The 13,109-nt window shown below is 63.8% G+C and carries 13 protein-coding genes and 1 pseudogene; 10 read left to right on the top strand and 4 right to left on the bottom strand.

The annotated features are described in order from the left end of the window. The 10 genes and pseudogenes from EKH49_RS16565 to EKH49_RS09685 form a co-directional block, all read left to right on the top strand. Positions 1 to 1,077, top strand: a pseudogene (locus EKH49_RS16565) (hypothetical protein); the annotation flags it as partial. 78 nt (positions 1,078 to 1,155) lie between these two features. Next, on the top strand, positions 1,156 to 2,163 hold the full coding sequence (locus tag EKH49_RS09720) for an HAD-IIA family hydrolase (protein WP_128470679.1): 1,008 nt from the start codon (positions 1,156 to 1,158) through the stop codon (positions 2,161 to 2,163). A gap of 2 nt (positions 2,164 to 2,165) precedes the next feature. Beyond that, complete coding sequence (locus tag EKH49_RS16560; protein ID WP_161567497.1) at positions 2,166 to 2,339, top strand: hypothetical protein; 174 nt, start codon at positions 2,166 to 2,168, stop codon at positions 2,337 to 2,339. Next, positions 2,336 to 3,124, top strand: coding sequence for a TlyA family RNA methyltransferase (locus EKH49_RS09715; protein WP_128470678.1), 789 nt, complete (start codon positions 2,336 to 2,338; stop codon positions 3,122 to 3,124). Before EKH49_RS16560 ends, EKH49_RS09715 begins: the two co-directional genes overlap by 4 nt. Positions 3,125 to 3,198: 74 nt before the next feature. After that, positions 3,199 to 4,224: an NAD kinase gene (locus tag EKH49_RS09710; protein WP_128470677.1), complete on the top strand. Its 1,026-nt coding sequence runs from the start codon at positions 3,199 to 3,201 to the stop codon at positions 4,222 to 4,224. Positions 4,225 to 4,341: 117 nt separating this feature from the next. Then, positions 4,342 to 6,096 carry a DNA repair protein RecN gene (gene recN, locus EKH49_RS09705; protein WP_128470676.1) on the top strand — a complete coding sequence of 585 codons (1,755 nt, stop codon included), beginning with the start codon at positions 4,342 to 4,344 and terminating at the stop codon, positions 6,094 to 6,096. Between the two features lie 107 nt (positions 6,097 to 6,203). Then, the gene (locus tag EKH49_RS09700; RefSeq protein ID WP_038990321.1) at positions 6,204 to 7,883 is read left to right on the top strand and encodes a CTP synthase; all 1,680 of its coding nucleotides are present in this window, start codon (positions 6,204 to 6,206) and stop codon (positions 7,881 to 7,883) included. A gap of 116 nt (positions 7,884 to 7,999) precedes the next feature. Beyond that, a complete protein-coding gene (locus EKH49_RS09695) occupies positions 8,000 to 8,644 on the top strand; it encodes an NUDIX domain-containing protein (RefSeq protein ID WP_128470675.1) in 645 nt (214 codons plus the stop codon). Beyond that, the gene (xerD, locus tag EKH49_RS09690; RefSeq protein ID WP_128470674.1) at positions 8,641 to 9,564 is read left to right on the top strand and encodes a site-specific tyrosine recombinase XerD; all 924 of its coding nucleotides are present in this window, start codon (positions 8,641 to 8,643) and stop codon (positions 9,562 to 9,564) included. Before EKH49_RS09695 ends, xerD begins: the two co-directional genes overlap by 4 nt. Then, positions 9,564 to 10,067 carry an 8-oxo-dGTP diphosphatase gene (locus tag EKH49_RS09685; protein WP_128470673.1) on the top strand — a complete coding sequence of 168 codons (504 nt, stop codon included), beginning with the start codon at positions 9,564 to 9,566 and terminating at the stop codon, positions 10,065 to 10,067. The genes xerD and EKH49_RS09685 overlap by 1 nt, the downstream gene beginning before the upstream one ends. Here EKH49_RS09685 and EKH49_RS09680 read toward each other — a convergent pair. From EKH49_RS09680 to prpB, 4 genes are all read right to left on the bottom strand, one after another. Next, complete coding sequence (locus tag EKH49_RS09680) at positions 10,064 to 10,294, bottom strand: helix-turn-helix domain-containing protein (RefSeq protein WP_128470672.1); 231 nt, start codon at positions 10,292 to 10,294, stop codon at positions 10,064 to 10,066. The two genes, EKH49_RS09685 and EKH49_RS09680, sit on opposite strands and share 4 nt — an antisense overlap. Then, positions 10,294 to 10,791, bottom strand: coding sequence for a DUF2975 domain-containing protein (locus EKH49_RS09675; protein ID WP_128470671.1), 498 nt, complete (start codon positions 10,789 to 10,791; stop codon positions 10,294 to 10,296). The genes EKH49_RS09680 and EKH49_RS09675 overlap by 1 nt, the downstream gene beginning before the upstream one ends. A gap of 152 nt (positions 10,792 to 10,943) precedes the next feature. Next, positions 10,944 to 12,083: a bifunctional 2-methylcitrate synthase/citrate synthase gene (locus tag EKH49_RS09670; protein WP_128470670.1), complete on the bottom strand. Its 1,140-nt coding sequence runs from the start codon at positions 12,081 to 12,083 to the stop codon at positions 10,944 to 10,946. A 95-nt stretch (positions 12,084 to 12,178) separates the two neighbouring features. Next, positions 12,179 to 13,108, bottom strand: a complete 930-nt coding sequence (prpB, locus tag EKH49_RS09665) for a methylisocitrate lyase (protein ID WP_128470669.1) — start codon at positions 13,106 to 13,108, stop codon at positions 12,179 to 12,181. Position 13,109 lies beyond the last annotated feature (1 nt).

The raw sequence follows: 13,109 nt of genomic DNA, 5'->3' as shown, positions 1-13,109 counted from the left end.
CGTCGCGATGACAACCGTGGTGGCGGCTTCAAGCGCAACGATGACCGTGGTGGCTTCCGCGGTGAACGTCGCGATGACAACCGTGGTGGCGGCTTCAAGCGCGCCGATGACCGCCGTGCCAAGGGGGAGCGTCCAGCACGCGAGGACCGCTTTGCCGACAAGCGCGAGAATGCGCCACGCGCGCACAACCCGGGCGACCTGCGCATCTCGAACCGAGCCGATCGCGAGCAGTCCCCGGACATCGATGAAGACGTTACCGGCAAGGAGCTGGACCGCGTAGCACGCGCACAGCTGCGCTACCTCGAAGAACGTTCGGCAAGCTGGGTCGCCAAGCACCTGGTGATGGCTGGCCGCCTGCTGGAAGAGGACCCGGAGCTGGCTTACCAGCACACCCTGGCGGCATCGCGCCGTGGCGGCCGCGTCGCAGTGGTTCGCGAGGCCGTTGGCATCGCTGCCTACCACGCCGGCAAGTACGCTGACGCACTGCGCGAGCTGCGCACCCACCGCCGCATTTCCGGCTCGGACTACAACCTGCCGTTGATCGCCGACTCGCTGCGCGGCCTGGGCCGTGCGGAGAAGGCCATTGAGCTGGCGCACTCCGAGGAATGCGCGAACCTGGAAACCGCCGTCAAGGTCGAAATGCAGATGGTTGCCGCTGGCTCCTACGCCGACCTGGGCAAGCTGGACAAGGCGCTGGCCGAGCTGGAGTCGCTGGAGCAGCTGAACTTCAACCGCGCCTTCTCCTTCAGCCCGCGCCTGTTCACCGCCTACGCTGACCTGCTTTCGGCTGCCGGCCGTGCAGAAGACGCGAAGCGCTGGAACGCACAGGTCGAGGTTGCCGAAAGCGCCCTGGGCATCGAACGCGAAACCGAATCCTTCATCATGGACCTGGCTCCGGAGCTGGATGAGGAAGAGGAAACCCCGCGTGCCAAGGATCTGATCGAACCTTCCGAGTCCTCGGAAGCGGCCGCCGACGCGACCGCAGAAGAAGCTGAAGAGCCTGAAGCCGAGCAGACCGGCATCGACGAGGAGGATGACCTGAACGTGGTTGTCGAATCCGACACGGACGCCGCCTAAGCCGACGTGGAAGACGAATCGACGAAGTAAGCTTTGGCGTAGCAGCCAAATAACTCAAGTAGTAGGAACCACCACCGAATGCTGATCTCCGGATTTGATTCTGTCCTCTCCGATTTGGATGGCGTCGTCTATGCTGGCCCGAACGCCATCGACGACGCCGTCGAGTCGCTGAACACCCTCGCGGAAGTGAATGTCACGCTGGCGTTCATTACCAACAATGCCGGGCGTTCGCCGATGTCGGTCGCGGCGCACCTGCGCCAGCTGGGTGTGAAGACCAGCGCCGAGCAGGTCTTTGGCTCGGCCGACGCCGGCGCGGAGATGCTGGCCCGCGAACTGAATCCGGGATCCAAGGTCCTGGTGGTGGGTTCCCCCTACCTGCGCGAATGCATTGCCGTGCGCGGGCTGGAAGTCGTCGAAACCCATAAGGACGAACCCGTAGCGGTGATCCAGGGGTTCGACCCGGACATCTCGTGGACGAACCTGGCCGAGGCCAGCTATGCGATCAATAACGGCGCCGCATGGGTTGCCACCAACACCGACCTGACGATCCCGCGCGCCGAGGGCCTGGCCCCGGGCAACGGGTCGCTGGTCAACGCGGTGAAGCTGGCCACCAGCGTGGAACCGCGCGTGGCCGGCAAGCCCGAATCCTACCTGTTCGCGCGGGCCGCCGACCGGCTGGATTCCCAGCGCCCGCTGGTCGTCGGCGACCGCCTGGACACCGACATCCTCGGCGGTTTCCGTGCCGGATTCTCCACCGTACTGGTGCTCACCGGCGTCGATACCCCGCGCACCGCGCTGGGCGCGCCGGTCGAGCAGCGTCCCAACTACCTCATCAACTCCCTGGCCGACCTCTACCGCCCGTACCCGACCATCAAGGTGCTCGGCTACGGGGTGCAGGTCGGCGACGCGGTCGCCAAGGTCGATCACGGCGCGATCGAAGTGACGGGCAGCGACCAGGACCTGAACGCCTGGCGTGCCGCCTGCCATGCCTGGTGGCTGGCCCACCCGCGCCAGTCGCGGCATGAAGAACCGGAGATCCGGTTCACCGAACGCGGGCTGGATGCCCTGCGGAAGGTGCGGGGCTAGCCATGCAGCCACAGAATCCTGTACCAAGCCCCGGCCCCCGCGGGCTGGATGACGCGGCCGTGGAGCAGGCGCTGTCCTCGCTGGCCGACCACGACATTACCGAGCACGCCGGAATCTACGAGCAGCTGCTGGCCGGCCTGCAGCATGAACTGAACCGTACGGAGCACGGCGCGTGAATCGTCTGGATCAAGAACTCGTCACCCGGGCGCTGGCGCGCTCGCGCACCGAAGCTGCCAAGCTGATCGATGCCGGTCGGGTGCTGCTGAACGGGCAGGCAACCGCCAAGGCCTCCAAGAAGGTGGCCGCCGCCGACGAGCTGGCCCTGGTGCCCAGCGAGGGCGAGGAGTACGTCTCCCGCGCCGGGCACAAGCTCGCCGGCGCACTAGATGTCTTTGCGACTATTGATCCTGCCGGCCTGCGTTGCCTGGATGCCGGCGCCTCCACCGGCGGTTTCACCGACGTGCTGCTGCGCCGCGGGGCAAAGGCCGTGGTCGCAGCCGATGTCGGACATGGCCAGCTGGTCGACGAGATCCGCGAAAATCCGCGCGTCACGGTCCGCGAAGGGCTGAACGTGCGCTATCTGGTCCCCGAAGATATTGGTGGACCAGTCGACCTCGTAGTAGCCGACTTGTCCTTTATTTCACTGCGCCTGGTGATCGACGCGTTGGCTTCGGCCACCAAGGACGGCGGCGGACTGCTGCTGATGGTCAAGCCGCAGTTCGAGGTCGGGCGCGAATACCTGAACCGCACCGGCGTGGTCACCGATCCGCAGCTGCGCCGCAGCGCGGTGGAAGCGGTCGTGGCCAGCGCGCAGGCCGCGGGCCTGCAGCTGCGCGGGCTGGCCCGCAGCCCCCTGCCGGGACAGGACGGCAACGTCGAATTCTTCCTCTGGCTGGCCGCCGGCGGGAATCCACAGCCTGCCGATGTGCCGCTCATCGGGCAGGACGTTGACTATTCTTAGAAGTGACGTGTTTTAGCCGTGGTCGATAACCACGGTCATTTTGCACCTCGCGAAGCTGAGAGGGGCCGACCGCCTTGCGCCGAATCCTGATTTTCACCCATACCGGCCGCCAAGAAGCGATCACCGCGGCCATCGAAACCTGCGCCCTGCTCAATGAAGCAGGCGCCATCCCGGTGATGCGCCGCAAGGACCAGCTGGCGATGACCGAAGCGATCGGCGCGGCTGTGCCCTCGGTGCAGGTGCTCGACGAGGATTGCCAGATCGAAGACGTCGACTTGGGCGTGGTGCTCGGCGGCGACGGCTCGGTGCTGCGCGCCGCGGAACTGGTGCGCGAATCCCCGATGCCGCTGGTGGGCGTGAACCTCGGGCATGTGGGTTTCCTTGCCGAAGCTGAACGCAGCGAACTGGCCTCCACCGTCCAGGCGCTGGTCAATGAGACCTATACAGTGGAAGAGCGCATGACCATCGAGGTCAAGGTGTGGCTGGATAACGTCTGCCTTGCCGAAACATGGGCCTTGAACGAGGCCGCCGTGGAAAAAGCCAACCGCGAGCGCATGGTCGAGGTAGTGATCGAGGTCGACGGGCGTCCGATCTCCACCTTCGGATGCGACGGCGTAGTGATGGCCACGCCGACCGGCTCCACTGCATATTCCTTCTCCGCCGGCGGACCGGTGGTGTGGCCGGATGTCGCGGCGCTGATCATGGTGCCGATCTCCGCGCACGCCCTGTTCGCCAAGCCCCTGGTCATTTCCCCGGATTCGATCATGGCCGTGGAAATGCTCACCCGCACCGATGCCGGCGCGGTGCTCTGGTGCGATGGTCGGCGCACCATCGAGTTGCCGCCGGGAGCCCGCGTGGAAGTGACGCGCAGCGATCGGCCGGTATACATGGCCCGGCTGAACACCACTCCATTCTCCGAGCGCCTGGTCAACAAGTTCGAACTGCCGATTACCGGCTGGCGCGGTCCGGCAAAGGAAGAGGCGCGCCGTCCGGCAACCACGGCATTGCCGGTGATCGGGCCGGGGCTGCAAAGCGTGGATCCGCACTACCGCGATGAACCGGGCATTCCCATGGTGGGACGGCCCGAGGACCAGGGCTAACCGCCCGCACCAGCGAAAAATTCTCCACACGCTCGAACATAGTTGCGAAAAACAGGATTAGAACACATATACTAAAAACGCACGGTACGACTTGAACTCGACATTCGGGAGCAGGCAATGATTCAGGAAATCCAGATCTCCAACCTCGGAGTGATTACCGAGGCCACGCTGCCGCTTGGCCCCGGGCTCACGGTAGTCACCGGTGAAACCGGAGCTGGCAAGACCATGGTGATCACCGCCCTGTCCCTGCTGCTCGGACGCCGGGCCGATGCCGGTGCGGTCCGAAACGGTGCCAAGCATGCCCTGGCCGAAGCCGTGGTGCACCTGCCCCCGGATCACCACGTGCTCGATGCGGCGGGCCAGGCCGGTGCCTTCATCGAGCCGGCAGGGGAGAGCAGCGAGCTGCTGCTGTCCCGCTCGCTCTCTGCCCAAGGCCGTTCCCGGGCCACCATTGGCGGACGCAGCGCCCCGGTCGGGTTGCTGGCCGAGCTGGGACATGACCTGGTTGCTGTCCATGGCCAGTCGGACCAGATCCGCCTGAAAGAACCTGTTGCCCAACGCGACGCGCTGGACCGCTTTGCCGGCAGCTCGTTGTCGCGCACGCTCAGCAGCTACCAGCGAGCCTACCGCCAGTGGCGGGCGGCATCCAAGGAGCTGGCTGGCCTCAAAACCGATTCGCGAAACCGCGTACGCGAAGCGGAAAACTTGCGCCTGGCGCTGGACGAGATCGATTCGTTGGATCCGCAGCCCGGCGAGGACGAGTCGCTGCGAGAGCAATCCATGAAGCTGGGCAATATCGAATCCCTGCGGAACGCCTGCCAGCAGGCCCAGGCCATCATCGACTCCGAGGATTTCGAAAACCCGGGCGTGACGACCTTGGCCGAGACCGCCCGCGGCGTGCTGGGCCAGGCCAGCGGCGATGACACCATGCTGGCGGCTTTCGCGGAGCGGGCTGCTGAATTGGGCATTCTCGCCTCCGAGCTCTCCACCGATCTTGCCACCTACGTTGCCGACCTCGACGAAGAAGGACCGGAGCGCTTGGCGCAGATTGAAGCCCGCCGCGCCGACCTGAACAAGCTCATGCGCAAGTACGCACCGAGCATCGATGAGGTGCTGGCCTGGGCGGCCGAATCCCGTTCCCGGCTTGAAGAACTTGGCGGGGACGACTCGCGCATCGAGGAACTGGAAGTGGAAGTCGTCGACTTGGAGCACAAGGTCTCCTCGTTGGCCTCGGACCTCTCCGATGCGCGCCGCAAGGCAGCCAAGAAGCTCTCCGCGCAGGTTTCGGCCGAACTGAAGGCGCTTGCGATGCCCGATGCCAAGCTCGTCATCGAGGTGACTGAATTGGAAGAGCCCGGCGGTTTCGGGCAAGACGCAATCTCCATGCTGCTTGCCCCGCATGCTGGCGCCTCGCCGCGACCGCTGGGCAAGGGAGCCAGCGGCGGCGAGCTCTCCCGTGTCATGCTGGCCATAGAAGTGGTCCTGGCAGCGGTCGACCCGGTGCCGACCTTCGTTTTCGACGAAGTGGACCAGGGCGTGGGCGGCAAGGCTGCGGTGGCCATTGGCGAGCGCCTGGCCATGCTGGCCAAGCATGTGCAGGTCATTGTGGTGACCCACCTGCCCCAAGTGGCCGCCTATGCGGATCGGCATATCCGTGTGATCAAGAATTCAGATGCCAAGTCGAAGGCCGGAGCTGGCTACACTGCCAGCGATGTCATCAGCCTGGATCAGGAAGCCCGCGTCAAGGAACTTGCGCGCATGCTCGCCGGCCAAGAGGAATCCGGCACCGCGCAGGCGCATGCCGAGGAGCTGCTCGACGATGCCCAGAAGCTAGTGTCATCGCTCACCTCCAGGAAATTGGCGAAGGCCTAAAAGTCTTGGTGAACCCCTGAATTACGCGGATGCTATGGCATTGGCCAGTGGTGCACTAGAGTCTTATGAGGATGCGAAATATTGGAATGGTGATAGGATGAAATCCCGTGGTGCAGCGTAATTCAACTCGTGATTCTCGGTCGTCTGAAACGACAAAGCATATCTTCGTCACCGGCGGTGTGGCCTCTTCCCTGGGCAAGGGATTGACGGCATCCAGCCTCGGACATCTACTTCGAGCTCGTGGTCTCTCAGTGACCATGCAGAAGCTCGACCCGTACCTGAACGTCGATCCAGGTACCATGAACCCTTTCCAGCACGGTGAAGTCTTCGTTACCGACGATGGCGCAGAAACCGACCTGGATATCGGCCACTACGAGCGTTTCCTGGATGAGAACCTGCCAGGTACCGCCAACGTGACCACCGGGCAGGTCTACTCGACCGTCCTGGAACGTGAACGCCGCGGTGAATACCTCGGCGATACCGTCCAGGTCATCCCGCACATCACCGATGAGATCAAGCGCCGCATGCGCTTGGCGGCTACCGATCCTGGTGCCGGCAAGTCGGCTCCCGACGTGATCATCACGGAAATCGGTGGCACCGTCGGCGATATCGAATCCCAGCCATTCCTCGAAGCAGCGCGCCAGGTCCGCCAGGACATCGGCCGCAAGAACGCATTCTTCGTGCACGTTTCCCTGGTTCCGTTCATCGGCCCGAGCCATGAACTGAAGACCAAGCCTACGCAGCACTCCGTTGCGGCGTTGCGCTCGATCGGCATCCAGCCAGACGCACTGGTGATCCGCTCGGACCGTCCAATTCCTGCAGAGATGCGCGCCAAGCTCGGCCGCACCTGCGATGTGGACACCGAAGCAGTCATCAACTGCGCCGACGCTCCAAGCATCTACGACATCCCCAAGGTCATCCACTCCCAGGGCCTGGACGCCTACATCGTCCAGACCTTGGAGATGAAGTTCCGCGATGTCGACTGGGAGTCGTGGGACCGCCTGCTCGAAGTTGTGCATAACCCGGCAACTGAGCTGACCGTCGCTTTGGTGGGCAAGTACATCGATCTGCCGGATGCCTACCTGTCGGTCACCGAAGCGCTGCGTGCCGGCGGTTTCGCCAACAACGCGAAGGTCAACATCCGCTGGGTGCCAGCTGATGACTGCGCTACCGAAGCAGGGGCCGCCAAGGCGCTTGAAGGCGCAGAGGCAATCTGCGTCCCTGGCGGCTTCGGCATCCGCGGCCTGGAAGGCAAGCTGGGCGCACTGCGCTTCGCTCGCGAAAACAAGCTGCCAACCTTGGGCCTGTGCCTGGGGCTGCAGTCGATGGTCATCGAATACGCCCGCAACATGGCTGGCCTCACCGATGCCTCGTCCACCGAATTCGATCCAGAAACCTCGACCCCGGTCATCGCGACCATGGAAGAGCAGCTGGAGATCGTCGACGGCAAGGGCGATCTGGGCGGCACCATGCGCCTGGGCCTGTACGACGCAAAGCTGCTTGAAGGTTCGGTTCTGGCTGAAACCTACGGCAAGACCGAGGTCGCAGAACGCCACCGCCACCGCTACGAGGTCAACAACGCATACCGTGCCCAGCTTGAAGAAGCTGGTCTGGTCTTCGCTGGCACCTCGCCAGACGGCAGCTTGGTCGAGTTCGTTGAACTGCCGAAGGACGTGCACCCGTACTACGTCTCCACGCAGGCACACCCAGAGCTCTCCAGCCGCCCAACTCGTCCGCACCCGCTGTTCGCAGGTCTGGTCGAGGCAGCCCTGGAGCTGCGCAAGTAATACAGCTTGCCAGGGGTAAAACTCTGAAGGCAATGCGCGCCGGTCATTACTGACCGGCGCGTTGCTGTTTAAGCTGGAGAGTAACGACCAGCATTTTCTACCGAAGGACGATCCTCGTGCCGCTGCATCCGATAGCCGATGAATTCTCGCCGCGTGCATTGCTGAACCGTGAAACCGTGTACGAGGGCCGCATCTGGGACGTTGTCCATGACACCGTGAAGCTCTCTGAATCAGGGGCGGCGATCGAACGCGACTACATCAACCACCCCGGTGCGGTCAGCGTGCTGGTCATGGATGCCGAGGAACGCATCTTGATGGTCAACCAGTACCGCCACCCGGTCGGCATGCGCCTGTGGGAAATCCCCGCCGGCTTGCTCGACGTGGCTGGCGAGCCGCCGTTGGAAGCCGCCAAGCGCGAATTGTGGGAGGAAGCGGACCGCACCGCCGATCACTGGTCGATCCTCACCGATGTCTTCTTGAGCCCGGGCTCGTCGGCGGAGGCCGTGCGGATCTACCTGGCACGCGATGCGAAGCTGGTCGCAGCAGACCAGCGCCATCAGCGGACCGAAGAGGAAGCCGAAATGGTCAGCACCTGGGTTCCCCTGGAAGAAGCTGTCGCAGCAGTGCTGGCAGGAAAGATCCATAACCCCACCGCGACCATCGCTATCCTGGCCGCTCATGCCGCCCGCGCCAACAAGTACCTCGACCTGCGCGATGCGAACGAGCCATTCGACGTGCACCCGTATCTGCGCGAAGGATGAGCAACCAGTTCGAAACCCCGCTCAAGCGCTACCTGCAGCATCTGGCGATCGAGCGGGGTCTGGCCGAGAACACCTTGTCGTCCTACCGCAGGGATCTGACCCGATACATGGATGCGCTGCAAGCGGCAGGCATCGCGCAGCCGCAGCAGATTACCGAGGCAGCCATCAGCAGCTACCTGCAGGACTTGTCGCGTGGAGACGATGAGCATCAGCCGTTGAGCGCCCGCTCCGTCGCACGCCATTCGGTCGCCATCCGCCAGCTGCACAAGTACTGGGAGCTCGAAGGGATCTGCGCGCCGAATCCTGCCCGCGAGATCCAGCCCCCGGCCATCGGCCAATCCCTGCCCAAGGCAATATCCATCGACCAGGTCACCCGGATCCTCGAATCGGTGAGCATCGAAACCCCTGCCGGACTGCGGGACCGGGCGATCCTGGAATTCTTGTACTCCACCGGCGCACGCATATCCGAAGTCGTGGACTTGGACGTTGACGATCTGCACTTTGCCGACGATGCCGTGGTACGCCTGTTCGGCAAGGGATCCAAGGAGCGGGTGGTTCCGGTCGGCAGGTACGCCCAGCGTGCGGTCAGCGATTATCTGGTGCGTGCTCGTCCAGGGCTGGCTGCCAAAGGCAAGGGCACCCCGGCATTGTTCCTGAACCAGCGCGGGGGACGGCTTTCGCGCCAATCGGTATGGCTGCTGCTGGCCAAGGCGGCCGAACGGGCCGGGATAACGACCGAGGTCTCTCCGCATACGCTGCGGCATTCTTTCGCCACCCATTTGCTGGAGGGCGGAGCAGATGTCAGGGTGGTCCAGGAACTGCTGGGTCATGCATCGGTCACCACCACGCAGATCTACACCAAGGTCACCGTGGATTCGCTGCGCGAGGCCTACCAATTGGCCCACCCGAGGGTGAACTAGTGGCGGGCCGCCGGATGCCCGGCGCCAAGCAGGTAGCCCTCGTTGCCCTGCTGCAGGAGCGCGCCGGGCGCCTGCACGTGCTGCTCGGGCGCAAGCGCCGCGGGTTCGGCAAGGGAAATATCGTCTTGCCCGGCGGGAAGATCGAGCCCGGGGAGAGTGCTGTGCAAGCAGCCATCCGGGAATTCCGCGAGGAAACCGGTCTGGTGCTCGCACCGCAGGAACTGGAGCTGGCGGCGCACATCAATTTCCGATTCCCGGCTCAGCCGGCGGCCGACATGGAATGCGCAACCTTCATTGCCCGGCAAGCAACGGGCCAGCCGGAAATCTCCGAGGAGCTGGAGCCGCTGTGGGCAGATCCGGCCGCCTTGCCCGTCGAGCAGATGTGGCAGGATTCCCCGTTGTGGCTGCCGCAGCTCGTAGTCGGCGGGAATTTCACCGTTGAGATCGTGCTGGCGGCGGACAACATTTCGGTGCAGGAGATCAGCTTCGAGAACTGGGACTAGCCATCGGCCAGTTGCCCGTCTTCATCGGGTTCGAAGACCAGCAGGTCGCCAGGCTGGCAATCCAGCTCCCGGCAAAGCGCTTCAAGGGTGCTGAAGCGTACCGCCTTGGCGCGCCCGTTCTTGAGCACCGCGAGGTTGGCAGGGGTAATGCCGATGCGTTCGGCCAACTCGCCGACGGCCATTTTGCGGCGGGCCAGCATCACGTCGATATCCACGCGGATTCCCATCAGATGACGCCGCCCAGCTCGGTCCGCAGCTCAGCTGCCTGGGCCTCGGTCATCGCGGCTTGCTCGAGCAGCTGGCGCAGCACGAGCACGATGATGCTGATCCCGATCATCAGCAGCCCGGCTCCGCCAACGAGGAGGACGACCCCAGGGGCGATCTCGGTGCTTGCGGCAAAGATGGCGCCGAGGGCGAAAGTGGCAAGCGCTCCAACCGCGAAGGCGACGATGATGGGTGTGACATAGCCCAGGGACGCGGGATCGAAGACGGTGCCGCGCTTGACCCTCGTGGCCAGTTTCCACACGCTGTAGACACAAGTTTCAATCACCAGCCCGGCGAGAATCAGGTAGCCGAGGAACGCGGCTTGGAAGAACTTGTCGGTACCGTTGCTTGGCGATTCATGGATGAGGATCATCGGTATCATGAACAGCTGCACAAAGAGCGTGCCGGCCAGGATGACGGCGAGAACTACCTTCAAGCCGATAATGCTGTATTTTCCCATGGCTAAGATCTTATCGTTCTTCGAAATATTTCCATCGTTAAACGATAAGACAAGTGGTCTGCGACGGCAACTCCGGGTAGCTTGGGCACGCAAATGGCCACGGGCTGACGCGGTTGCGCCATTCCCGTGGCCAATGCCAGGAAGCGAAGTGCTTACAGCGAGCGCTGCTCCACGCCGTTGTAGGCCGAGAGCGGGCGGATCAGCGCGTTCGCTGCGCGCTGTTCGAAGATGTGGCTGGTCCAGCCGGTGATGCGCGCCGCGATGAAGATCGGGGTGAACATCTCGGTGTCGAAGCCCATCAGGTGATAGGTCGGGCCGGCAGGGTAGTCGAGGTTCGGCTTGATGGCCTTCGCCTCGTCCATGGCGGCCTCCAGCCCGTCGTACAGGCCCAGCATTTCATGGCGGCCATAGTGCTCGATCATGCGATCCAGTGCGGCCTTCATGGTCGGCACGCGGGAGTCGCCGTGCTTGTAGACGCGGTGGCCGAAGCCCATGACCTTCTTCTTGGCGGCCAGTGCTTCTTCCATCCAGGCCTTGGCGCGCTTGGCGGCATCCTCGCGGGATTCCTCCTTGTTGATGCCGATCTCGTTGAAGGTGTGCATGACTGCTTCGTTTGCGCCGCCGTGCAGCGGGCCCTTCAGTGCGCCGATCGCCCCGGTGACTGCCGAGTGCAGGTCGGAGAGGGTCGAGGTGATTACGCGGGCGGTGAAGGTCGAGGCGTTGAAGGAGTGCTCCGCGTAGAGCACCATCGACACGCGGAAGGCGTCGACGACCTCTGGGGCCGCTTCTTCGCCGAAGGTCATCCACAGGAAGTTCGAGGAGTAGTCGAGATCCTCGCGTGGAGCGACGGCATCCTGGCCGCGGCGGCGACGCTGGTCGTAGGCAACCACTGCAGGGAAGGCGGCGAACAGTTCCTTGGCCTTGAGCAGCTCAGCCTCGGGGGAGGAGTTCTCGGCCTCGGGGTGGTTGGCGCCGATCACCGAGACCGCGGTGCGGCCCACGTCCATCGGGTGGCAGTCGGTTGGCAGCAGGTCGATGGCCGCCTTGACGCGTGGGTCCAGGGCGCGGTTGGCCCGCTCGAAAGCGCAGAACTCGGTCAGTTCGCTTTGGGTTGGCAGCTCGCCGGTCCAGAGCAGCAGGGCCACCTCTTCGAACGACTTGTTCGCGGCCAGATCCTGGACGGGGTAGCCGCGGTAGAGCAGCGAGTTGGTTTCTGGATTGACCTTGGAGACGGCGGTGTAGTCAACGACGACGCCTGCCAGGCCCTTCTTGATTTCCTCGGTGGCAGTCATTCTTGCTCCTCTTCATTGCCGGAGAATAATAATGCTTTGGGTTGCGCCGGCCAGCGGGTGCCGGCCGGCGCAGATGGTGCTAAATGCTTGCGAGCCTAGAGGTTCGCGCTGTTGGAATCAATGTCCAGGGTCGGGACCTGGAAGTTGAAGATTCCGGTATCGAAGCGGTTGTAGGCCTCGTAGTCCACGAGCTCGTACAAACGTGACCTGGTCAACATGTTATCCACTTCGCGCTGCTGGGTGCCATCCTCGCTGATGGCATCCAGTACGCGTTCAGCGGCGCCCATGGCGCTGCGCAGCAGGGTGACCGGGTAGATGATCAGCGCGACGCCTGCATCTGCCAGTTCCTGGCGCTTGAACAATTCGGACTTGCCGAACTCGGTCATGTTGGCCAGCACCGGCACGTCGACCGCGTTGCAGATCGCCTCGAACTCGGCGACGTTCTTCATCGCTTCCGGGAAGATCGCGTCCGCTCCGGCGTCCACCATTGCCTTGGCGCGATCGACGGCCGAATCCAGGCCCTCGACCGCACGGATGTCGGTGCGGGCCATGATCAGGAAGTTCTCATCGATGCGCGCGTCGGCGGCGGCCGCGATGCGCTTGAGCATGGTTTCGGTATCCACTACGTTCTTGCCATCCAGGTGGCCGCAGCGCTTCGGGTTGAACTGGTCCTCGATGTGGCAGCCGGCCAGGCCGGCGTATTCCAGCTCCTGGATGGTGCGGGCCACGTTCATCGGCTCGCCGAAGCCCGTGTCGGCATCCACGATCGACGGCAGATCGGTCATGCGGGCGATCTGCCCGGCACGGGTGGCCACCTCGGTCAACGAGGTCAGGCCGATATCCGGCAGGCCCAGATCGTTGGCCAGCACCGCACCGGAGATGTAGACGCCGTCGAAATTCTTCTCGCTGATCAGCTTGGCCGAGAGCGGGTTGAAGGCTCCGGGGAACTGGCGGGCAGCACCCGGGGTGAGCATCTCGCGCAGCGCAACGCGCTTTGCAGCGGGGGTCTTGGTTGAGTACAGCATC

Source organism: Glutamicibacter sp. HZAU (genome assembly GCF_004100365.1).
Lineage (GTDB): Bacteria > Actinomycetota > Actinomycetes > Actinomycetales > Micrococcaceae > Glutamicibacter > Glutamicibacter nicotianae.
Note: the sequence above shows the minus strand (reverse complement) of the source record. Positions and strands in the feature narration are given on the sequence as shown.